19 protein-coding genes are annotated in these 23204 nt (G+C 65.5%); 7 read left to right on the top strand and 12 right to left on the bottom strand.

Annotated features, from left to right (window positions below):
• The first annotated feature begins 2 nt into the window (after positions 1–2).
• Positions 3–572 carry a vitamin K epoxide reductase family protein gene (locus CH289_RS13530; protein ID WP_019665518.1) on the top strand — a complete coding sequence of 190 codons (570 nt, stop codon included), beginning with the start codon at positions 3–5 and terminating at the stop codon, positions 570–572.
• Here CH289_RS13530 and CH289_RS13525 read toward each other — a convergent pair.
• Complete coding sequence (locus tag CH289_RS13525) at positions 569–964, bottom strand: RidA family protein (RefSeq protein WP_019665519.1); 396 nt, start codon at positions 962–964, stop codon at positions 569–571. The genes CH289_RS13530 and CH289_RS13525 overlap by 4 nt on opposite strands.
• A 208-nt stretch (positions 965–1172) precedes the next feature.
• Between CH289_RS13525 and CH289_RS13520 the strand changes: the two genes are divergently transcribed.
• Together CH289_RS13520 and CH289_RS13515 are read left to right on the top strand one after the other, a co-directional pair.
• Positions 1173–2606, top strand: a complete 1434-nt coding sequence (locus tag CH289_RS13520) for a C40 family peptidase (RefSeq protein WP_020112666.1) — start codon at positions 1173–1175, stop codon at positions 2604–2606.
• Between the two features lie 28 nt (positions 2607–2634).
• The gene (locus CH289_RS13515; RefSeq protein WP_019665521.1) at positions 2635–3429 is read left to right on the top strand and encodes an acyl-[acyl-carrier-protein] thioesterase; all 795 of its coding nucleotides are present in this window, start codon (positions 2635–2637) and stop codon (positions 3427–3429) included.
• On the opposite strand, the gene CH289_RS13510 is transcribed toward CH289_RS13515, so the two are convergent.
• The 6 genes from CH289_RS13510 to CH289_RS13485 are packed head-to-tail and all read right to left on the bottom strand — an operon-like array spanning position 3342 to position 8845.
• Complete coding sequence (locus CH289_RS13510) at positions 3342–4751, bottom strand: AMP-binding protein (protein WP_019665522.1); 1410 nt, start codon at positions 4749–4751, stop codon at positions 3342–3344. The two genes, CH289_RS13515 and CH289_RS13510, sit on opposite strands and share 88 nt — an antisense overlap.
• Positions 4752–4766: 15 nt before the next feature.
• Positions 4767–5366: an energy-coupling factor transporter transmembrane component T family protein gene (locus CH289_RS13505; RefSeq protein ID WP_019665523.1), complete on the bottom strand. Its 600-nt coding sequence runs from the start codon at positions 5364–5366 to the stop codon at positions 4767–4769.
• Positions 5363–6043, bottom strand: coding sequence for an energy-coupling factor ABC transporter ATP-binding protein (locus tag CH289_RS13500; RefSeq protein WP_019665524.1), 681 nt, complete (start codon positions 6041–6043; stop codon positions 5363–5365). The genes CH289_RS13505 and CH289_RS13500 overlap by 4 nt, the downstream gene beginning before the upstream one ends.
• Complete coding sequence (locus CH289_RS13495) at positions 6040–7173, bottom strand: thiolase family protein (protein ID WP_019665525.1); 1134 nt, start codon at positions 7171–7173, stop codon at positions 6040–6042. Before CH289_RS13495 ends, CH289_RS13500 begins: the two co-directional genes overlap by 4 nt.
• Positions 7170–8318 carry an AMP-binding protein gene (locus tag CH289_RS13490; RefSeq protein ID WP_019665526.1) on the bottom strand — a complete coding sequence of 383 codons (1149 nt, stop codon included), beginning with the start codon at positions 8316–8318 and terminating at the stop codon, positions 7170–7172. Before CH289_RS13490 ends, CH289_RS13495 begins: the two co-directional genes overlap by 4 nt.
• Positions 8315–8845, bottom strand: coding sequence for a biotin transporter BioY (locus CH289_RS13485; protein ID WP_019665527.1), 531 nt, complete (start codon positions 8843–8845; stop codon positions 8315–8317). Before CH289_RS13485 ends, CH289_RS13490 begins: the two co-directional genes overlap by 4 nt.
• Before the next feature lie 152 nt (positions 8846–8997).
• Between CH289_RS13485 and CH289_RS13480 the strand changes: the two genes are divergently transcribed.
• The gene (locus CH289_RS13480) at positions 8998–9489 is read left to right on the top strand and encodes a SixA phosphatase family protein (protein WP_019665528.1); all 492 of its coding nucleotides are present in this window, start codon (positions 8998–9000) and stop codon (positions 9487–9489) included.
• 6 nt (positions 9490–9495) lie between these two features.
• On the opposite strand, the gene CH289_RS13475 is transcribed toward CH289_RS13480, so the two are convergent.
• Positions 9496–9699 (bottom strand): hypothetical protein, encoded by a 204-nt coding sequence (locus CH289_RS13475; protein ID WP_019665529.1) that lies wholly within the window; start codon positions 9697–9699, stop codon positions 9496–9498.
• A 100-nt stretch (positions 9700–9799) separates the two neighbouring features.
• Positions 9800–10768: an MsnO8 family LLM class oxidoreductase gene (locus CH289_RS13470; protein WP_026347864.1), complete on the bottom strand. Its 969-nt coding sequence runs from the start codon at positions 10766–10768 to the stop codon at positions 9800–9802.
• A 98-nt stretch (positions 10769–10866) separates the two neighbouring features.
• On the opposite strand from CH289_RS13470, the gene CH289_RS13465 reads away from it, so the two are divergent.
• Entirely contained in the window at positions 10867–11232 is a 366-nt protein-coding gene (locus CH289_RS13465; RefSeq protein WP_026347865.1) for a VOC family protein, read from the top strand.
• A gap of 130 nt (positions 11233–11362) precedes the next feature.
• The gene (locus CH289_RS13460) at positions 11363–12985 is read left to right on the top strand and encodes a GMC oxidoreductase (protein WP_019665532.1); all 1623 of its coding nucleotides are present in this window, start codon (positions 11363–11365) and stop codon (positions 12983–12985) included.
• 23 nt (positions 12986–13008) lie between these two features.
• Here CH289_RS13460 and CH289_RS13455 read toward each other — a convergent pair whose 3' ends face one another.
• Entirely contained in the window at positions 13009–14616 is a 1608-nt protein-coding gene (locus CH289_RS13455; protein ID WP_020112667.1) for an alkaline phosphatase D family protein, read from the bottom strand.
• A 101-nt stretch (positions 14617–14717) separates the two neighbouring features.
• On the opposite strand from CH289_RS13455, the gene CH289_RS13450 reads away from it, so the two are divergent.
• On the top strand, positions 14718–15134 hold the full coding sequence (locus CH289_RS13450) for a VOC family protein (protein ID WP_019665534.1): 417 nt from the start codon (positions 14718–14720) through the stop codon (positions 15132–15134).
• A gap of 76 nt (positions 15135–15210) precedes the next feature.
• Here CH289_RS13450 and CH289_RS13445 read toward each other — a convergent pair whose 3' ends face one another.
• Positions 15211–19167 (bottom strand): DNA-directed RNA polymerase subunit beta', encoded by a 3957-nt coding sequence (locus tag CH289_RS13445; protein WP_019665535.1) that lies wholly within the window; start codon positions 19165–19167, stop codon positions 15211–15213.
• A 116-nt stretch (positions 19168–19283) separates the two neighbouring features.
• Positions 19284–22790 carry a DNA-directed RNA polymerase subunit beta gene (rpoB, locus tag CH289_RS13440; RefSeq protein WP_019665536.1) on the bottom strand — a complete coding sequence of 1169 codons (3507 nt, stop codon included), beginning with the start codon at positions 22788–22790 and terminating at the stop codon, positions 19284–19286.
• Positions 22791–23204: the final 414 nt, after the last annotated feature.

Genomic DNA, 23204 nt, shown 5'->3' with positions numbered 1-23204 from the left:
CAGTGCCCACCAGCAAGGTCACCGCCTGGGTCCTCACGGTCGGCGGCGTACTCGGACTCCTCGCGGCACTGACCCTGACGATCGAACGATTCAAACTGCTCGAGGATTCGTCCTACGTGCCGTCGTGCAGCTTGAATCCGGTGTTGTCGTGCGGTTCGGTGATGACCACCGATCAGGCCGCACTGTTCGGGTTTCCCAATCCCATCATCGGGATCGTCGCCTTCACGGTGGTACTCGTCACCGGAATCCTGACCCTCGCGAAGGTCGCACTACCGCACTGGTACTGGCTCGGACTGTCGCTGGGCACCCTGCTCGGCGAGGTGTTCATCCACTGGTTGATCGACCAGAGCCTCTACGAGATCGGCGCACTGTGCCCCTACTGCATGGTCGTCTGGGCAGTCACGATGCCGATATTCGTCGTCACGCTGTCCCAACTCGTCGACCGCGAGCGCGCAGGCACCGTCCCGAGGCTGCTGCTCGAATGGCGTTGGACGATCCTCGCGCTCTGGTACGCCGTGGTGATCGCCCTCGTCGGCATCAGGTTCTCGGACTACTGGTCGACGCTCGTCTAAAGGGCCGCGACGGCGTCGATCTCGATCAGCAACTCCGGCATCGCAAGCCGAACGATTTCGACGACGGTCTGAGCGGGCCTGGTCTCGGGAAACAACTCACCGAGAACCGCGGTGTAGGTGTCGAGGTGTGCCATGTCGACGAAGTACACGGTCAGCTTGACCACGTTCTCCAAGGCTCCACCGGCTGCATCGACGATCAGGCGAATGTTCTCGAACGCCAGACGAATCTGCGCCTCGACATCCCCGATTCCCGCGAACTGACCGTCCGCCGTGATCGCCGTCTGGCCCGACAGATACAGCGTCGTCGACGCGTTCTCCACCGCAACACACTGAGACAACAACTGAGCGCCGGGATCCCACACGCTCACGGGTGACACCACTCGCTTGTCCATTCGTGTCTCCTCTCGTCCGCACCGCCAACCTACGCACCGCCAACCTACGCACCGATGCCGCAATGGAAGATGCGACGCGTAGGTTGCGTCCGCGCATTCCGAACCACGGAGCGCCGTCGCAGGGCATGATGATGTGAGCCACCTCACGCGGGGATGAGTGGGCATGGAAGCATTTTGGGGAGAGACGCACAGCACCAGGAGTTGTTACATGGCAGGCGATCCGATCGCAGTCATCGTGGCCGTCATCGTGTCCGCAGCGGGGGCGGCAGCAGGGACCGACCTTCCCCCACCGATCCAGGACGGAGCTGCGGGCGTCGCCGAATCCGCGGAGAACGCCGCACCCGGTCTGCAACAGCAACTCGACGACCTTCTCGGGGCCCTTCCCGACGATCAGCGCGACGACGCCTCCGCCATGCTCGACGATGCCGCGGCCGCGATCGAATCCGCGGCCGACCCGATGCTTCCGGACGAGCCGGACACCGAAAAGACCGAGGAGACCGAACCGGCGGACGCGGGCGCCGCGACGGACGCACCGCCCACACCGCCTCTGGCGCAGGTGCCCGTCGCCTCGGTGACGAGCTCGCCCATCACATCGCTCGGAGCCCTGATACCGAGCGCGAGCGGCGCCCTGCAGTTCGGTACGTCGACGTATTCACTGGGCGATCTGGTGTCCCAGACTGCGTTCATGCCCGCCGCCGAGGCACTTCGGCGTGCGCTGTTCCCCGGGGTACCCGCCACGTTCACCGGAGTGTCCGCGTCGCCTATCGGTGCGATCACCGCGTTCGTTCCCTGGCTCATGAAGGCCGGGGCCATCTGCGACGGCGTGGGGGCACCCGTCATTGCCGCGCTGTACGCCGCGGAGAACGGGTTCCGGCACGGTCCGACGGCCCCGGTGTCCTCGAGTGGGGCACGTGGCCCCGGGCAGTTCATGCCGGGAACGTGGGCGACCTACGGCAAGGACGCCGACGGTGACGGTGTGGCCGACATCAACGGAATCGCGGATTCGGTGATGGCGTCGGGAAACATGTTGTGCGACATCCACAGTCAGGTCTCGCAGTGGAAGTCCGAGGGCAGGGTCAGTGGTGACACCCTCGACTTGACCATCGCCGGGTACAACGCGGGTGCGGGCGCAGTCCTTCGTTCCGGCGGGATGCCCTCCGGTACACCGGATTACGAGAACCAGACGAAGCCGTACGTCGCGAAGATCCGGGCGACGGAAATGCAGTTCTCCGCGATACTGAACCCGTTCTCCGCCCTGGACATTGCCGGTGCAGGCGCGAACGCCGTACGGTCCGCCATGAACTATCTCGGCCTGCCGTACGTGTGGGGCGGCGGCAACATCAACGGACCGTCGGGCGGCGGGTTCGACTGCTCCGGTCTGACGTCCTACGCCATCTTCAAGGCGTCCGGCGGCAAGGTGACCCTCCCGCGGACGTCGGAGACGCAGTGGAACGTCGGCACCGAAATCCCGCTCGGGCTGGCTCAGCCCGGCGACCTGCTGTTCGGCAACTGGCAGGCGGGTGGTCCCGGGCACGTCGCAATTTACGTCGGCAACGGGCAGATGGTGCACGCGCCCACCTTCGGCGACGTCGTCAAGATCGGGCCGGTGTTCGACGGAATGAAGGCGCGCCGGGTCCTGTGACACGCTCGGCCGGGTAGGTTCGTTCACCATGACCGACGGAACCAGCGCAACGCAGCGGAGCCCCGAACCTGTCGGCTTCGACGACCCTCTTGCTCCGGCGCCGGCCGACGGCGAGGGCTTCGAGACCAACTGGACCGTCCGCACCGGAGACGTCGACCCGAACAACCGCCTGCGGTTCGACGGTATGGCCCGCTACCTGCAGGACATCGGGTCGGACAATCTCGATGCCACCTCGCTCGGCGTCACGGACCCGTTCTGGATCGTGCGGCGCACGGTCATCGACGTGCACACCCCGGTCGAGTTCCCGGACCGAGTGCACATGAGACGGTGGTGCTCGTCGATGTCGACGAGGTGGTCGAACATGCGCGTGAACATCACCACCGACAAGGGCGCGTCCATCGAGACCGAGGGATTCTGGATCAACATCAGTGCCAGTACCGGTATGCCCACCCGGATCAGCGACGAGGCCTTGGCCCTGCTGGCACGCACCACCGACGAGCATCGGTTGCGGTGGAAGGCCTGGCTGACCGAGCCGGTGCCGTCACCCGCGCACACCGACGTGCAGTTTCCCTTGCGCGCCACCGACATCGACCCGTTCAACCACGTCAACAACGCCGCGTACTGGCACGCCGTCGAGGAACTGTTGGTCGATCACGCCGATCTGTTGCACGCCCCGCACCGGGCCGTCATCGAGTATCTCTCCCCCATTCTGGCGGGCGACCACGTGACCATTCGTCACCGCTTCGAGGGCGGCGCGCTCACCGTGTGGTTCGTCGTCGACGATGCGGTGCGCTCCGTCGCGAAGGTCGCCCCGAGGGCCTGACGGTCCAGCTTGCCGCGCGGTGTGCGGGGCAGGGCGGGCACCACGAGGATCCGCGTCGGCACACTGGGGGCGGGCAGGGCCTCACGCAACGACCGACGGATGCGCTCGACGGGCGGTGCGCCCGCGCTCACGACGAGTGCGAGCGCGGGTACCTCACCGAATCGTGCGTCGGGAATCGCAACGACTCCCGCTTCGAGAACACCGGAGATGCTCAGGGCTGCATGCTCGATCGGCGCGAGCTCGACATTGAGCCCTCCCCGGATCAGCGTCTCGGAATCACGACCGAACAGAGTCAGCGACGACCCGTCCACACTTCCTCTGTCTCCCACCGTCATCCAGCCGTCGACCGGTCCGCCTGCGAGTCCCCCGTCGGTCAGGTACCCGTCGAACACCATGTCACTGCGCACGTGAACGACACCGTCGACGATCCGCGCCTCGACACCGTCGAACAGTGTGCCCGCACCGGGATTCACGCCGCGATCGTAGGACACGAAGCTCAGCTCCGAGGCGCCGTAGAAGTGAACGAGCGACGCGTTCGGCAGCACGTTCTGCAGTGTTCGACGCCCCGACTCCGGCCAGCGGGCCGCACTGGAGAGCACTTCACGCACACTCCCTACCGGGCCGACATCGGCGCGCACGACGTCCCACGCGATCGTCGGCACCGAATAGAGATGCGTCGCGCCACTGTTCAGTGCGTCGACCACGGGCCGGACGTCGACGGCCGCACCCCGTGTCAGCCCGTGCAGCGCGCCGTACAGGAAATGCGTGTGGTCCAGCACCCCCGGCGTCGACACGCGATCTCCCCGCCGAACGTCGAACACGGCGTCGCTGCGGTCCAGCGTCCTGGCCCACGAACGCTGGTTCCGTACGAAGAGCTTGGGCTCACCGGTGCTTCCCGACGTGATCCCGACCAGGAGTTCACCGCCCTCGGTGGGACTCCCGTGCGGCCCCCGCCCGTCCAGACCGACGACCGGGTCGGGCCAGCCGAGCGATGCCACCCGTCGATGCTGTTGCTGCGCAGCGATCACCACGTCCGGGGCGGCGAGCTCGACGACCCTGCCGAACTGACCGGGCAGCAAGTGCCTGTGCAACAACACCACACCGATTCCCGACGCCATCGCCGCGGTCACCGCGACGAGCGAGCCGACGTCCGACGTCGGAAGAACCGCGACGCGTCGCATGCCGTTCATCCCGGCACCGGTGCGGCGGACCCGTTCCCAGAAATCGCCGTACGTCACCGATTCCCGACGGTCGACGACGGCGATCGCCTCGGGATTCTCGCGTGCGTGACCGGCGATGCGGTCGGTGAGTAGCGGGCTCACGCGCTGATCGCCCCGCTAATCGTCGACGCCACGAGCGACGAGGGCATCGCCCATCGCGTCGGCGGTGCGGAGTGCGCGAACCAGGACGGGCGTGGCGAGTGCAGTCATGGACCACTGCAATCCGCGCGCTTTGCGCGCCTCGGACACCTCGTGCACGATGGTGGCCAGCACCGGGATGCACCTGATGGCGAGGGCGAGCATCAGACCGATGCGGTCGGGGTCGACACCGAACCGCCGAAGTGGCCCGAGCGCGCGAGTGACGGTGTCCAGCATGTCCGTCACTCGGGTCGTCAACGTGACGAGTGCGGCGAGGGCAACGGAGATCACGAGCACTCCGCACACCACCACCGCGCGTTTCCAGTCGGTGATGATCACCTGGAAGACACCGATGATCAGCACCATCCACAGCACGGGACGTAGCTGCGCCGTAGCAAGTTTCAGCGGAATACGTGCCACGCCGAACAACCCGGCCACGACGAGTGCGATCACCCCGACGTCCACGGGGGTGCGCGCGAAGATCGTGGCGAGGATGATCGACGCCAGCAGGAGCAGCAGCTTGGTACCCGCAGGCAACCGATGCAGCAGAGAGTTCCCCGGCCGGTACAGCCCGATCACAGGACCAACTCCCGATATGCCGGAACCGCCGCGTCGGGGGTGCCGTCGAACGCAACAACACCGTCGTCGACGACGATGACGCGCTCGAACGACTCGAGAAGAGCGAGCTGGTGAGTGACGACGATGACCTGCTGATCGATGGAGTCCAACGCGTCGGCGACGACTCGGGCGTTGCGGAGATCGAGCAGAGTGGTCGGCTCGTCGGCGACGACGACCTCCGGCCTGCGGATCAGGACGGCTCCGATTGCCAGGAGCTGTTTCTGACCGCCGGACAGTAGATGCGCGGGGTGCTCGGCGTGTCCGTCGAGGCGGAACCTCGTCAGTATGTCCTGGACTCGCTCGGCGATCTCGGGCTTGCTCAGTCCCGATCTGCGGAGCGAGAACGCGAGATCCTCCGCGACCGTGGGCATGACGATCTGCGTGTCCGGGTCGGTGAAGACGAACCCCACCTTCTTACGGACCTGGGCGCCCTTCTTCGCTGCGTCGATGCCGTCGACGGTCACTGTCCCGGACGTCGGCGCGAGCAACCCGTTGATCGTCCGCGCCAGCGTCGACTTGCCGGATCCGTTGGACCCGATGATGCCCACACGGCGCTCGGTGATGGTGAGATCGACGCCCCGCAACACTTCTCGCTCACCGAAGGCGTGACGAACCTGCTCGAACACGATCTCGCTCATTGCACACGCTCCACGATCATTGCTACTCCCTGGCCGCCGCCGATGGCGCACGCGGCCAATCCCAGTTCCGGCCCGTCCGACGCGAACATCCGAGTCGCCAACCGCACGAGCAGGATTGCGCCCGACGCACCCCACGGGTGCCCCATCGCAATGGCACCGCCCTGCGGGCACAGCAGATCCTCGTCGATGTCCAGTTCGTCGGCGACTGCGAGTACGACGGATGCGAACGCCTCGGTGATCTCGACGACCCCGACATCGGACAGCGCAACTCCGCTACGGCGCAACACTTTCTCGATGGCGGGAACCGGGCCGAGACCGGGCAGCGACGGATCCGACCCCGCCACCGCGGATCCGAGAACACGCAGCGCTGGTAAGCCGTGTGCACCCGCCTGCGTCGCCACGGCGAGAACGGCTGCGCCGTCGGAGATTCCGCACGAGTTGCCCGCGGTCGCGGTGCCGTCCGGCGTGAATGCCGGACGGAGTCGGCTCAACCTGGCCTCGGTCATGTTCGATCGAATTCGTTGATCGCGGTCGACGCCTGCTATCGGAACGATCTCGGACGAGAACTCCGTCTGCGCGGCCAGCGCATGCGAACGTGCCGCATAGGCGTCCTGACGTTCTCGGCTGATCCCTCGAATCCTGGCGAGATCGTCCGCCGCGACTCCCATGTCGGGGTCGGGGAAACCGGGAGGAGCAAACGGGGCACGGGTGTAGCGCTCGCGCGTCTCCGGCCAGAGTCTCCACGGTGCGGTGCTGGCGGATTCGACGCCGCCGGCCAGGATCAGGTCGTCCTCGCCGCTGCGGATTCGGGCGGCGGCGAGTGCGACCGCGTCGAGGCCGGAACCGCACTGCCGGTCCACGGTCACGCCGGGCACGTCGACGCCGAGCCCGGCGGCCAGGGATGCGATTCGCGCCGGGTCGCCGCCGGGGCCGAGGCAGTTGCCGAGGACGACGTCGTCCACCTGGTCCGGTGCCCCGGCGTCGCGCAGCGTATCGAGCACGGCGGTGAGGACCGGTGCCGCGAGATCCGTCGTGGTCAGCCGGGAGAATCCGTGGCCGGCGTTGCCGATCGGTGTTCGACGTGGGGCAACGAGGACCGGCGCAGCAGCCTTGTACGCAGACCGACTCATGGCAACGAGTCTCTCACTCGGGCGCGGGCGATCTTTCCGCTGCCGGTGCGAGGTAGACGGTCGACGACAACCCATCGCCTCGGGACTGCTTCCTTCTGGAGTGCGGCGCGAGCACGGGCCTTGACGGAATCGAGGACGACCGGGTCGTCCAGTTCGAGGACGGCAGTCACCGTCGCCCCGAGGACCGTATGTGGTGTCCCGACGACCGCCGACGCGCGCACTCCGTCGATCGCGTCGAGCAGTCTTTCGACGTCCTCGGCGATGACCGTCGTGCCACCGACGTCGACGGCGGCGTCCCCTCGGCCGTGAACGACGAGTTCGCCGTCCGACCCGAGATCGGCCAGGTCCCCGACGCCGACCCATTCGTCGGCACCGAGAACGCGGTACGGCGACCTGACGTACAGCAGGCCGTCGCGGATCTCCGCGTCCACACCTGGAAGCAACCGCAGCGGCTCCGGGACCACGCGGGTAGCGACGAGCGACAGTTCGGCCGCCCCGTAGTACTCGACCACACGGAGATGTCGTCGATCGAATCGGTCGTTCCTGCCGGCTCCACTCCAGCCCTCGGCTGCCCCGGAATCGAAAGTCGTGCCTGCTACGACTGCGAGGCGCAGTTCCGGGGCGGTCTCGACGAGAGTTCGGAGGACCGCGGGCACTGCGTGAGCGACCGTCGCGCCACGCGGATCGTCGGTGACGCACGCACCGACCCACAGGGCGTGGACGGCGGCGAACAAGTGCATGGTCGCGTGCAACGGACCGGTGACGAGCACCCGGTCGGACTCGACGATTCCGGTGACGGATGTGAACTCGTCGAAGCTGTCCGTCCAGGACCGCACGGTGCGAGCAAGCGGCCGAGGCCTACCCGTCGACCCGGACGTGCCGATCAGCAACCAGGCGTCCGCAGGCACGGACTGTCGATCGGGCCTGGCTGCAGGGTCCTCGACGTGCACCGCTCGGCCCTGCCTGGCTGCCGCGAACACGCAGATCAACGCATCGGGAACAGCGAGTTCCGACGCGTCGTGTGCCGAGTGTTCGTGAAGCGGAGGTGCGGGCCAGGCTTCGACCGCGGCGTCGAACTGCGCGTAGGTCAGCCGGGTGCCTGCCCAGTCGATCGCAAGAGCGTCCGCGGAATGCGGCAACTTCACGTGTGGACGATGCCCGGGTACGCCCGGTGAACACTCTTCGCGACGACGGTGGCGATGACGACCTTGACGAGGTCGCCGGGAACGAAGGCGAAGTTGGTGGAGACCGCGGCCCACACACTCAGGTCCGTGCGCAGCAGCAAACCGATGGTTCCGAAGATGTAGACCACGACGATGCCGCCGATCGCGTTGGCGAGCAGTCCGAGCACGACGGGGTACTTCGGCAGGATCCGTACGGTCAGCAACCCGATCACGAAGACGGCAGGGATCCAGCCGACGAGGTAGCCGGCGCTCGGCCCCGCCAGCGCGGTGAGCCCGGTACGGCCGCCCGAGAGCAGCGGCAGCCCGATCAGGGTCAACGCGATGAACACCGCGACCGCGATGACGCCTTTGCGTGGTCCGAGAACGGCGCCCGCCAGGATGACACCGAGGGTCTGCAGCGTGATCGGAACACCACTGAAGCCGACCGTGATGGCCCCGGCGAGTCCGAGAGCTGCGATGAGCGCGGCGAACACGGCGACCTGCGCCATGTCTCTCGCGGAGACGTGAAACCTCGAACCCGCCACCGGTGACTCCTGTACGCCTTCGGAACCTGACATGACCACTCCTCGTGATGCAAACTTGAACGGCGTTCAAGGTAGCAGGTCCGCTTCACTGCGTGTGTCCCGATACGGTGGTATCCATGACGCGCACCCTCGTCCTGATGCGACACGGCAAGTCCGGCTACCCCGACGGTGTTCCCGACCACGATCGCCCGCTCGCCGAGCGTGGACAGCGTGAAGCGGCGCTCGGTGGTCAGTGGATCGTCTCGGACGTCGGCACGGTCGACGCAGTTCTGTGCTCGACGGCCACCCGCACCCGCGAGACCCTCGTCGCGACGGCAATCGAGGCCCCCGTGACCTTCGAGGAGCGTATCTACGGCGCATCACCGGACGAGATCATCGACGAGATCGCGCTGACCGACGACGCGGTGCACACACTCCTCGTCGTCGGGCATGCGCCTGGAATACCGTTCACTGCACTGGAATTGGCCGAAGCCGATGGTTCGGAAGCCGCCATCGAGATCGGCAGGAAGTTCCCGACGTCGGCGATCGCCGTTCTGACATTCGACACGTCGTGGGCCGAGATCGGACGTGGCACCGGGCTACTGACCCGCTACCACGTACCCCGCTAGCGCGCGTCAGCTCTTGAGCTTGGCGGCCACGAACCCGACGACGCCGAGAGCGATCAGCAACAGCAGCGCAGTGCCGAAGCCTGCCAGCCACCACACCACGGCAAACACCATGAGCGCCGGAGCTGCGGCGATCAGGGCGATGCCCGGGTTCTCGCGAACCGTCTCGAGTGCCGTCTGCGCATGAACGCGATCGATCTTCTTGCCAGCCATGGGGAACCTCCCTGTGTCGCGGACGTCCGAGGCGAGTCCGTTATGCCGTGTTCTCCACAGTAGCGCGCATCGGCTGTGCGCCGCCGCAGCACAGAAAGACCTAGCGGGACAGCGAACGCACCAGGTGGATCAGCGCCGCGTCGGCCTGCCACAGTGCATCCCTGTCGTACGTCGACGTCGACGCGAGGATCTCGTCGGCGCCCGTCCGGTCGATCAGCTTGTCCAGCTGGGACGCAACCTCGTCCGGAGTTCCGTGGACACCTGACGCGATGGACCGCTCGACGCGCTCTCGCGTCCGTGGCGGCGCCGAATCCACATCGATGTCCGACGGCGACATCAACGGTGGGAATTCTCCGGTCCGCCGGGACTGCGCCATGGCCCATGCCTCGGGCAGCACCAGTTCACGCGCCCGCTCGGCACTGTCGGCGATGGTGATGTCCAGCGAAACAACCACTGACGGTTCGGGATTGGACTCGGTCGGCCGGAAGCGACGTCGGTACACCTCGATCGCCGACGCGTCGCCCTTCAGTATCGGTCCACCCACCACCACCGGTAACCCCGCGCGAGCCGCGATCGCCAACCCCTGCCCCGTCGCGAGCACGAACACCGGAGGCGACGCGGTCGCCGGCCGTACCGTCACCGGACCCGACCCGTCGAGATATCGCCGTAGCTCGCCCAGATCGTCCTCGAACGTATCCGCAGCGCTCGTACGAAGGGCCTCGCGCACGGGACCGGTGAATCCCAACGACCGCCCGACCCCGGCGTCGACACGACCCGGATACAACGCTTCGAGCACGGCGAACTGCTCGGCCACGACGAACGGCTGATGGTTGGGCAACATCACCCCGCCCGACCCGAGTCGAATGGTCGACGTCCTGGCTCCGATCGCCGCGAGCAACACCGGAGGAGCTCCGCTCGCGATACCGGGGACACCGTGGTGCTCGGCGACCCAGAATCGGTGGAAGCCGAGCTGCTCCGCGTGGACAGCACGTTCGATCGTCGCCGTCAGCGCAGCAGCGTCCGGCGACCCCAGACGGGTTCGAGAACGATCGAGAACGGAGACGCGCACACTCACACCAACCAGTATCGCGTCGGGCATATTTCGTACGGGATTTCAGTCACCGAAGAGGACCGTTTCTGTCCGCGATCGGGTTCAGAATGATCGGCATGGACATCAAACTCGAACTCGTCATCATTCCCGTCTCCGACGTCGACCGCGCGAAGGACTTCTACGTGAAGATCGGATTCAACGCCGATCACGACTCGAGTCCCACCGAGGACATCAGGTTCGTGCAGCTGACTCCCCCGGGATCCGCCTGCTCCATCGCCGTCGGACGCGGCATCACCGACGCCGCCCCCGGCAGCGTCGAAGGACTCCAGGTGGTCGTCGCCGACGCGGAGGAAGCTCGAGCACACCTCATCGACGCCGGACTCGACATCGACCCCGTCGTCGACATGGGCTGGGGCAAGTTCGTGTTCTTCGCGGACCCCGACGGAAACAAGTGGGCCGTCCAGCAGCTGCCACAGTATTGAGGCCCCCGGCACGGCCGATCTGGAAATATCCCAAGGTCACGGACATCCGGTCGCTTTTCGGTGTCCGAATGAGGAACAATGGCCGGTGGTCGGGACGAACAGGGTTCAAGAACTGCAGGGGGCTACACACGTGAAGCGACGTCAACTGCTGCAACTGGCGGCAGCTGGAATCGCCGGATTGGCAGTACCGCCGCTCGCCTCGGCAGGTCGAGCCGGTGCCATTCCCATCGGGGTCGGGTCCATCCGTGGCCTCGTTCCCGAACTCTTCGCCGACCCCCCTCGCCCACCGGACCACTCCCCCGTCATCGTGATCGGATCCGGCTTCGGCGCCAGTGCTGCGGCGCTGCGCCTCGCCCAGTCCGGCACCAAGGTCACCGTCCTCGAACGTGGCCTGCGGTGGCCGCGAGACCCGTGGCGGGACATCTTCACCTCCGACATGACCGCCGACGGACGCGGCCTGTGGCGTCAGAGCTCGTTCACCAACATCACCGGACTACCCGTCGGGCCCGTCGATCACTTCGGTGGTGTCCTCGACACCACTCGCTTCGAGAACCTGTCGGTCTGGCGCGCCGCCGCAGTCGGCGGAGGTTCCGTCGTCTACACCGGCGTCACCATCGCACCGGATCGCCGATTCTTCGACATGTCCTTCGGTGGACGCCTGTCCTACGACGAGATGGCAGGCACCTGGTACCCGAAAGCCCGGTCGATGCTGCTGCCGTCGCCGATCCCTGCCGACATCCTGGGCAGTCCCAACTTCGCGCACTCGCGCACATGGGACGACCATGCCCGACGAGCAGGCTTCACTCCCGAGGCCGTCGACGGCAACTGGAACTGGAACGTCGTCCGCGACGAGATCGCCGGCCGATCCCGCCCGTCGGCAACCGTCGGCGCCAGCACGTTCGGCAACTCCAACGGCGCCAAGCACGACCTCACCCAGAACTACATCCCGCAGGCCGAAGCCACCGGCAATGCACTCGTCGCTCACAGCCACGAGGTCGCGTCCATCGGCACCGAATCCGGTGGCCGATACCGCGTCGAGGTACGCCGAGTCGATCCCGAGGGCAACGTACTCGAAACGCGCACCCTGACATGCGACAAGCTGGTACTCGGCGCCGGATCCATCGGCACCACCGAACTGTTGCTGCGCGCACAGGCCACCGGCGCACTGGGCAACCTCAACGAATTCGTCGGACGCGGGTGGGGGACCAACGGCGACGCCTCCATGACCCGATCTCTCGGCCCCGCGGCCGGAGTCCCCCAGGCCGCGCCGTGCGCGTCACGCATCGTCGACGATTCCGGCCTACCCCTGACCGTCGAGAACTGGTACGTGCCCGGAGTCCCGTGGGATCTCGGGTTCATCGGATCCCTCGGGATGACGATCGACCCGCTGCGCGCCAACTTCAGTTACAACTCGGCCACCGACTCGATGTCTCTGTCCTGGCCCAAGGGCGGCAGCCGAGACACCGTGGAAGCACTACGCGCAGTACAGAACCGGATGGCCGAAGCAGGCGGCACCGTCGTCTCCGCCGAGCCGTTCACCCGCGATGTCGACGACACCTTCACCGCCCACCCCCTCGGCGGCGCAGTCATCGGCGACGTCACCGACTCCTACGGCCGCGTCAAGGGACACGACGGCGTGTACGTCGTCGACGGCGCCCTCATCCCGGGCAGCACGGGCGCCGCCAACCCTTCGCTGACCATCACGGCGTTGGCCGAGCGCAACATCGCCCGGATCATCGCCGACGGGCGGTAGAGCGGCTCCGCCGCCCGTGCCGCTCAACCCAGTTGGATCTCCGGGCGACCGTCCGGAACGGTGACCGTCGTCGCCGTCCGGACGGACGCCCCCGGCGTCGACACCGCGTCGAGAACCCTTACCTCCGAACGCCATTCACCCGGAGTGAGCGTCGACCGCAGGTAACCGCGACGCGCATTGCCGTACTTCACGTGGGGCGAGCCGTTCGCGATCGCCGCACCCGTCGTGTCCACGTCGGCGCCGTCCTTGCCCGACGCGATCGACGTCGTCGCGATCTCGACACCCACCACCGGAGACGCCTGATCCTGGTAGTCCCGCCGGAGTTCCGACACGATCGTGCGATGGATGTCGCCGACGATCGACGCGACATTCGTCGTCCCGCGCTCCCGTGCGCCGTCGAGAATCCGATGACGGGACGCCTCGTATCCGCTCCACGGATCCATTCCGACCTTGCGATCGCCGTCCAAGCCCTGTGCTAGATCCGAGATGACCGTTTGGTGCGCAAGGAAATTCCACTTCGACGGCGACGCGAAACCGTCGAGAATCCACTTCTCCTGCTCGGCGCCGGTGATGGTGCGCGACGGATCGGCCGTCTCCGCGTTCTGCGCGTGTTCCTTGTCTCCGTTGGCCTGGTCGCTGCGGTACTGCCTCGTGTCCAGCACCGAGAAGTCCACGAGGTCACCGAAACTCAGACGGCGGTAGACCTTCATGTCCGGGCCCTGCGGCTTCAGATTGGCACGCACCGGAGTGTTCTCCCACCATGCCTTGAACGCATCGGCCCTCCTGTTCAGGAACAGCACCGGATCGTCGTCGTCCTGACTGATCTGCGAAGCCCAGTTGTTGTCCACTTCGTGATCGTCGAACGCCGACACGAACGGCGCCGACGCATGCGCTGCCGCCAAGTTCTCGTCGGCCTTGTACATCGCGTACCGGTCACGATAGTCGCTGAGCTGCATGGTTTCTCGGCTCGCGGACTCCGGCCTCGGTCGACCGGCCCGGGCACCCTCGTCCTTGACCGCGTACTCGTAGATGTAATCCCCGAGGAAGAACACGACGTCGAGGTTCGACGCCGCCAGATCCGCGTAGGCACCGAAGTACCCGTCCTCCCACTTCTGGCACGACGCCCACCCGAAATCGAGCCTGCTCAGCGGCTGCCCGGCGGCCGGCGCAGTCTTCGTCCTACCGACCGCACTGGCGTGCGGGCCGACCAGGAACCGGTAGAAGTACTCGCGTGCAGGCTCGAGGCCACGCACATCCACGTGGACGGACCACCCGTCGAACTCCGTCGCGAGTTCGACGCCCTGCGCCGTCACCCGGGTGAAGCGTTCGTCGGCCGCGATCTGCCACTGCACCGGCACCACACCCGGCGTCATACCACCGGCAGGCGCGAACGGATCCGTGGCGAGTCTCGTCCACAGCACCACCGAATCCGGCAGAGGATCACCGGACGCGACCCCGAGGCGGAACGGATAGCTGCTGGGCGTTCCCGACTGCGCACTCGCCGTGGCGGGGTTCAGTTCCGGAGCGAACGCCAACGCCCCGACCAGCGCACTCCACGTCAGAAACTGTCGCCTCGTCGCCCCTCCTCGCAGAGAGATGTCCCGTCCGATGTTCACGTCTCGTTGCCCCATCCTCCGAGGCTCTCTCGTGGGCACGAACTGGACTTGTCGGGCGTCCGACATTTCGATGAACGCGGACTGTCGGTGTCCGCAATACCGTGCATTCTGGACTCATGACATCACTCGATCGCACAGGATCCCAGATCGACCACTTGAACTTCGGCGTCCACGATCTCGCGGCCAGCGCGGAGTTCTACAGTGCAGCCCTCGAACCGTTGGGCATCACCGAGATCATGCGAGTGCCGGTCGGACCCGATCAGCTCGCGATGATCGCGTTCGGTTGGGCCGCGGTGAAACCGTTCTTCTGGATCGTCGACGCACCAGGCTCACGGATCGGTCCGCACACACACATGGCCTTCAGTGCACCGGACCGGGCGACGGTCGACGCGTTTCACGTGGCCGCACTCGCGGCCGGTGCCACCGAACTCAGGGCTCCCGGGTTGCAGCCGGAGTACCACGCGACCTACTACGGTTCGTTCGTACGCGATCTCAATGGCATCGATCTCGAAGCCGTCTGCCACCACGGCTGAGAACTCGGCTGGGAACTCGGCTGGGAACACGCAAAAGCCCCGCACCCAATCGGATGCGGGGCTCTTGCTGTGAGTCCTAGCGGTATTCGTTGGAGAAACCGTAGTCGTCGAGCGGCACTGCGGCGCCGGTGTTCTGGCCGAAGCCGTCCGGGCTGTAGTACTGATCGTCGTACGACGGCACTGCGTATGCCGCAGCGCGTGCCTCCTCGGTGGGCTGCACCTGAATGTTCCGGTACCGGTTGATGCCGGTACCAGCCGGGATGAGCTTACCGATGATGACGTTCTCCTTGAGACCGATGAGCTTGTCGCTGCGGGTGTTGATAGCCGCATCGGTGAGCACACGAGTGGTCTCCTGGAAGGACGCTGCCGACAGCCACGAGTCGGTGGCCAGCGACGCCTTGGTGATACCCATCAGAACCGGACGTCCGGCTGCGGGCTCGCCACCCTCGGCGACGACACGACGGTTCGACGCCTCGAACTCGCTGCGCTCGGTCAGAGAACCGGGCAGGAATTCGGTGGAGCCGGAGTCGATGATCGTCACGCGACGGAGCATCTGGCGCACGATCGTCTCGACGTGCTTGTCGTGGATCGACACGCCCTGACTGCGGTAGACCTCCTGGACCTCGTTCACCAAGTGAATCTGGACCTGGCGAGGACCCATCACGCGCAGCACCTCGTGCGGATCGGCAGCACCTTCCATGAGCTGCTGGCCGACCTCGACGTGGTCACCGTCCGCCAGAAGGCGCTCGGTGCCGTCGTCGTGCTTGAAGACGCGCAGACGCTGACGCTTGGAGAGCTTGTCGTAGACAACCTCTTCGCCGCCGTCGTCCGGGATGATGGTGATCTTGTAGAAACGATCGCCGTCCTCGAGCTGGATGCGTCCCGACACGTCCGCGATAGGAGCCTTGCCCTTCGGCACACGTGCCTCGAACAGCTCCGTCACACGAGGCAGACCACCGGTGATGTCATCTCCGGCGACACCACCCTGGTGGAAGGTACGCATGGTCAGCTGGGTACCGGGCTCACCGATCGACTGTGCGGCGACGATACCGACGGCCTCACCGATGTCGACGAGCTTGCCGGTGGCCATCGAACGGCCGTAGCAGGTAGCGCAGACGCCGGTGCCGGTGGTGCAGGTGAGCACCGAACGGACCTTGACCTCGGTGATGCCGGCCTCGATCAGAGCATCGATGGCAGGATCGCCGACGTCGTGTCCACGAGCGACGATGATGTTGCCGTTCTCGTCGACCGCATCCGTGGCCAGCGTGCGAGCACGTGTGCTGGTCTCCACGTGTGCGTCGCGGATCATCGTGCCGTCGGCGAGCTTCTCGGCGATGGTCGTGACGATTCCGCGCTCGGTGCCACAGTCGACCTCGCGAACGATGACGTCCTGCGACACGTCGACGAGACGACGCGTCAGGTAACCCGAGTCGGCGGTACGAAGCGCCGTGTCGGCCAGACCCTTACGAGCACCGTGCGTGTTGATGAAGTACTCGAGGACCGTCAGGCCTTCCTTGAAGGAAGACTTGATCGGACGCGGGATGAACTCACCCTTCGGGTTGGTCACCAGACCCTTCATGCCGGCGAGCGACCGCACCTGAGTCATGTTTCCGGCTGCGCCGGACTTCACGATCATCGGGATGGGGTTGTCGTCGGGGAAGTGCGCCTCCATGGCCTTACCGACCTGCTCGGTCGCGTCCTGCCAGATCTTGACCAACGCAGAGTTGCGCTCGACCTTGTCGAGTGCGCCACGCTGGTACTTCTTCTCGATCTGATCGGCCTGAGCCTCGAAGGTCTCCATGATCTGCGGCTTCTCCGGCGGCACGAGGACGTCGGAGATCGAGATGGTGACACCCGAACGCGTGGCCCAGTAGAAGCCTGCGTCCTTCAGCTTGTCGACAGTCTGTGCGACGACGATCATCGGGTAACGCTCGGCGAGATCGTTGATGATGGTCGACTGACGCTTCTTCGGCATCTGCTCGTTGACGAACGGGTAGTCCGCCGGGAGCAGCTCGTTGAAGATGACGCGTCCCAGAGTGGTTTCCGCGGTCCATGCATCGCCGCGGTTCCAGCCGTTCGGGAACAGCTCGGCCTCGAGGTCCAGCGGCGGACGCTGGTTCGTCAGACGAACCTTGATCTGCGACTGCACCCGAAGAGCGCCACGGTCCACTGCCATCTGAGCCTCGGCAGGCGACGAGTACGCACCGAACTCCGGCTCGTCGGTCTTGGCATCGACGCGCTCGCCCACGGCACCCGCGTCGAGACGCGTGAGGTGGTACAGACCCGTCACCATGTCCAGACGCGGCATGGCGAGCGGACGGCCCGAGGCCGGCGAGAGGATGTTGTTCGAGGACAGCATCAGGATGCGTGCCTCGGCCTGAGCCTCGGCCGACAGCGGAAGGTGGACAGCCATCTGGTCACCGTCGAAGTCGGCGTTGAACGCCTCACACACGAGCGGGTGGAGCTGGATGGCCTTGCCCTCGACGAGCTGCGGCTCGAACGCCTGGATGCCCAACCGGTGCAGGGTAGGTGCACGGTTCAGCAGCACGGGGTGCTCGCCGATGACCTCTTCGAGAACGTCCCACACCTGCGGACGCTGACGCTCGACCATGCGCTTGGCCGACTTGATGTTCTGCGCGTGGTTGAGATCCACCAGACGCTTCATCACGAACGGCTTGAACAGCTCGAGAGCCATGAGCTTCGGCAGACCACACTGGTGCAGCTTCAGCTGCGGGCCGACGACGATGACCGAACGGCCCGAGTAGTCGACACGCTTACCGAGGAGGTTCTGGCGGAAACGACCCTGCTTGCCCTTGAGCAGATCGGACAGCGACTTCAGCGGACGGTTACCCGGTCCGGTGACCGGACGTCCACGACGGCCGTTGTCGAACAGGGCGTCGACCGACTCCTGCAGCATCCGCTTCTCGTTGTTGACGATGATCTCGGGAGCACCGAGGTCGATCAGTCGCTTGAGTCGGTTGTTGCGGTTGATGACACGGCGGTACAGGTCGTTGAGGTCGGACGTCGCGAAACGTCCACCGTCGAGCTGCACCATCGGACGAAGCTCCGGCGGGATGACCGGGACGGCGTCGAGAACCATGCCCATCGGCGAGTTGCGGCCGGCCTGGAACGCGGCGACGACCTTCAGACGCTTCAGAGCGCGCAACTTCTTCTGGCCCTTGCCGCTGCGGATGGTCTCGCGCAGGTTCTCGGCCTCGGCGTCGACGTCGAAGTTCTGCATGAGCTTCTGGATCGACTCGGCACCCATGGCACCGGTGAAGTACTCGCCGTACCGGTCGATGAGCTCGCGGTAGATGAGCTCGTCGACGATCAGCTGCTTCGGAGCCAGCTTGGTGAAGGTGTTCCAGATCTCCTCGAGACGATCCAGCTCACGCTGCGCGCGGTCACGGAGCTGACGCATCTCGCGCTCGCCGCCGTCCTTGACCTTGCGACGGACGTCGGACTTGGCGCCCTCCGCCTCGAGCTCGGCGATGTCGGCTTCGAGCTTCTGAGCGCGTGCCTCGAGGTCGGCGTCACGCTGATCGGCGACAGCCTTCTTCTCGACCTCCATCTCGGCCTCGAGCGTCGAGAGCTCGTTGTGGCGGAGCTCGTCGTCGACCGTGGTGATGACGTAGGCAGCGAAGTAGATGATCTTCTCGAGATCCTTCGGTGCCAGGTCGAGCAGGTAACCGAGGCGTGACGGAACACCCTTGAAGTACCAGATGTGGGTGACCGGAGCGGCCAGTTCGATGTGGCCCATGCGCTCACGACGCACCTTGGCGCGAGTGACCTCGACGCCGCAGCGCTCACAGATGATGCCCTTGAAGCGGACGCGCTTGTACTTGCCGCAGTAGCACTCCCAGTCCCGGGTGGGGCCGAAGATCTTCTCGCAGAAGAGGCCGTCCTTCTCGGGCTTGAGCGTGCGGTAGTTGATGGTCTCCGGCTTCTTGACCTCGCCGTAGGACCAATTGCGGATGTCCTCCGCGGTCGCGAGACCGATGCGGAGTTCATCGAAGAAGTTGACGTCGAGCACGTAACTTCCTTTCCCCGTGATGGGTGTTGTGCTGTGCGAATCAGATCAAGTCGATCGCCCCGTGGGCCCACCTGCTGCGTGTCGGCAGTGCGGTGAGGCCCACGGGACCGAGAAATCTACTGCGCGAGGTCGTCGACGGTGGCAGCTTCGTTGCGGGAGAGGTTGATTCCCAGGTTGGCTGCGGCACGCTCGAGGTCCTCGTCGTCACCGTCGGCCATCGTGATGGCTGCGCCGTCCGAGGACAGCACCTCCACGTTGAGGCACAGCGACTGGAGCTCCTTGAGGAGCACCTTGAAGGACTCGGGAATACCGGGCTCCGGGATGTTCTCGCCCTTGACGATGGCCTCGTACACCTTCACGCGGCCGACGACGTCGTCCGACTTGATGGTGAGGAGCTCCTGCAGCGTGTAGGCAGCGCCGTACGCCTGCATTGCCCAGCACTCCATCTCACCGAAGCGCTGACCACCGAACTGAGCCTTACCACCGAGGGGCTGCTGCGTGATCATCGAGTACGGCCCGGTCGAACGAGCGTGGATCTTGTCGTCGACCAAGTGGTGCAGCTTGATGATGTACATGTAGCCCACCGACACCGGGTACGGGAACGGCTCGCCGGAACGACCGTCGAACAACGTGGCCTTTCCGTCCGGTCCGACCATCTGTACGCCGTCACGGTTGGGGATGGTGCTCTCGAGCAGACCAGCGAGCTGATGCTCCTTGGCGCCGTCGAACACCGGGGTGGCGATGTTGCTGTCGGCAGGAGCAGCCAGCATCTCCTCCGGCAGACGCTCGGCCCAATCGGGCTTCGTGCCGTCGGTGGCGACCTGGACGTTCCATCCGGTCTTCCCGATCCATCCCAGGTGCGTCTCGAGAACCTGACCGATGTTCATACGACGCGGAACACCGTGGGTGTTCAGGATGATGTCGATCGGGGTGCCGTCGGGCAGGAACGGCATGTCCTCCTGCGGGAGGATCTTGCCGATGACGCCCTTGTTTCCGTGGCGGCCGGCGAGCTTGTCGCCGTCCTGGATCTTGCGCTTCTGCGCGACGTACACGCGAACGAGCTCGTTGACGCCGGGAGGCAGATCGTCGTCGTCCTCGCGTGAGAACACGCGAATGCCGATGACCTTTCCGCTCTCGCCGTGAGGAACCTTGAGCGACGTGTCGCGAACCTCGCGCGCCTTCTCACCGAAGATCGCGCGCAGCAGGCGCTCTTCCGGGGTCAGCTCGGTCTCGCCCTTCGGCGTGACCTTTCCGACGAGGACGTCACCGTCACGAACCTCGGCACCGATACGGATGATGCCGCGCTCGTCGAGGTCGGCGAGGACCTCGTCGGAGACGTTGGGGATGTCGCGAGTGATCTCCTCGGCACCGAGCTTGGTGTCGCGGGCATCGATCTCGTGCTCCTCGATGTGGATCGAGGTGAGGACGTCCTCTTCCACGAGGCGCTGCGACAGGATGATCGCGTCCTCGTAGTTGTGGCCTTCCCACGGCATGATCGCGAGCAGCAGGTTCTTGCCGAGCGCCATCTCACCGTTCTCGGTGCACGGGCCGTCGGCGAGGACCTGACCGGACTCGACGCGCTGACCCTCGTCCACGATCGGACGCTGGTTGGCGCACGTGCCCTGGTTGGAGCGCGCGAACTTACGCATGCGGTAGGTCTTGCGGCTTCCGTCGTCGGCCATGACCGTGACGTAGTCCGCGGAGACCTCTTCGACGACACCGGTCTTCTCGGTGATGACGACGTCACCGGCGTCGACGGCAGCACGCAGTTCCATGCCCGTTCCGACGATCGGCGACTCGCTCCGCACCAGCGGAACAGCCTGACGCTGCATGTTCGCGCCCATCAGGGCACGGTTGGCGTCGTCGTGCTCGAGGAACGGAATCATCGCGGTCGCGACCGACACCATCTGACGAGGCGACACGTCCATGTAGTCGATGTCCGAGGACGAGACGAACTCGACCTCTCCACCCTTACGACGGACCAGAATCTTGTCCTCGGTGAAGTGGCCGCCTGCATCGACAGGCGAGTTGGCCTGCGCGAGCGTGTGGCGATCCTCTTCGTCCGCGGTCAGGTAGTCGACCTCGTCGGTGACCTGTCCGTCGACGACCTTGCGGTACGGCGTCTCGATGAAACCGAACGGGTTGACCCGTGCGTACACCGACAGCGAACCGATCAGGCCGATGTTCGGGCCTTCAGGGGTCTCGATGGGGCACATACGGCCGTAGTGCGACGGGTGAACGTCACGAACCTCGAGGCCTGCGCGCTCTCGCGAGAGACCACCGGGGCCGAGGGCCGACAGACGACGCTTGTGCGTCAGACCCGACAGCGGGTTGTTCTGGTCCATGAACTGCGACAGCTGGGAGGTTCCGAAGAACTCCTTGATCGCGGCGACGACGGGACGAATGTTGATCAGGGTCTGCGGCGTGATCGCCTCGACGTCCTGAGTGGTCATACGTTCACGAACGACGCGCTCCATGCGGGACAGGCCCACGCGGATCTGGTTCTGGATCAGCTCGCCGACGGTACGGAGACGACGGTTGCCGAAGTGGTCGATGTCGTCGACCTCGACGGGAACCTCGACGCCGTCCGGCGCCGTCATCGAGGTGTCACCTGCGTGCAGACGCACCAGGTACTCGATGGTGGCGACGATGTCTTCCTCGGTGAGGGTCGACGCAACGATCGGCTGGCCCGAGTTCAGGCCCAGCTTCTTGTTGATCTTGTAGCGGCCCACGCGAGCGAGGTCGTAGCGCTTGTCCTTGAAGAACAAGTTCTCCAGCAGAGTCTGCGCCGACTCCTTCGTGGGCGGCTCGCCCGGACGCAACTTGCGGTAGATGTCGAGGAGAGCCTCGTCGGTACCGGCGGTGTTGTCCTTCTCGAGCGTCGCCATGAGGATCTCGGAGAAGCCGAAGCGCTCCGTGATCTGCTCGGTGGACCAGCCGAGAGCCTTCAGCAGCACCGTGACGGGCTGGCGACGCTTGCGGTCGATACGAACACCGACCGTGTCGCGCTTGTCGACGTCGAACTCGAGCCATGCACCGCGGCCAGGAATGACCTTGACGCTGTGCAGGTCCTTCTCCGTCGTCTTGTCGATCGAGTGATCGAAGTAGACGCCGGGCGAACGGACGAGCTGCGAGACGACGACGCGCTCGGTTCCGTTGATGATGAAGGTGCCCTTGTCGGTCATCATGGGGAAATCACCCATGAACACCGTCTGGCTCTTGATCTCGCCGGTGTTGTTGTTGATGAACTCGGCAGTGACGAACAGCGGAGCCGCGTACGTCATGTCCTTGTCCTTGCACTCGTCCTGCGAGGCCTTGACCTCGTCGAACCGTGGGTCGGAGAAGGAAAGAGACATCGAACCCGAGAAATCCTCGATCGGAGAAAGTTCGGTGAGGATGTCTTCGAGACCACCGGAGACATTGCTGTCCCCGCGCGCGGCGGCACGGTCACGCCAACTCTGCGCGCCTACCAGCCATTCGAAAGAGTCCGTCTGTACATCGAGGAGACCGGGTACCTCCAACGGTTCGCGAATGTTCGCGAACGAAACCCTCCTCGGGGCTCCCGGTGTTCCGACAACTGCCTTGGTCTGGCTAGAGACTGCCAAGATGCGTCCTTCCAGCACCTCACGCGGGCCGCTCGTGCAGTGCGACCGCCGCTGTATCTGCTTGCTTCAATGTGGGGCGAATTCGCTGGTCACAACCAGACCGAATCCCCACTGCAATCTCTTCGAAGTAACACTTCGCAGACACGGCAATCGAGAGGTGGACAGGAGGCAGCCAGCGCAACGTCCAAAGGTACCCCAAATGTGCGCAGGGCGCAACAGGGGCATCAAAAGTAGCACCCGAGCCAAGAACCGGCGTCGCCGTCGAACACGGCGTGTCGCGGTCGAGCAATCGTCTTCCACGATCGCTTCGGGGTGCCTTCGTCAGGACAAGAGTGACCCCTGCGCGCCCCGGCGTCAAGAGGAACAACCGTCGACTTTCGCACCCACTGCCCGTTTCACAACCATCCCGATCGGTCCGTTCTCACCCTCGCC

The sequence above is a fragment of the Rhodococcus sp. RS1C4 genome, from assembly GCF_002258225.1.
In the GTDB taxonomy this organism is placed as follows: domain Bacteria; phylum Actinomycetota; class Actinomycetes; order Mycobacteriales; family Mycobacteriaceae; genus Rhodococcoides; species Rhodococcoides fascians_E.
Note: the sequence above shows the minus strand (reverse complement) of the source record. Positions and strands in the feature narration are given on the sequence as shown.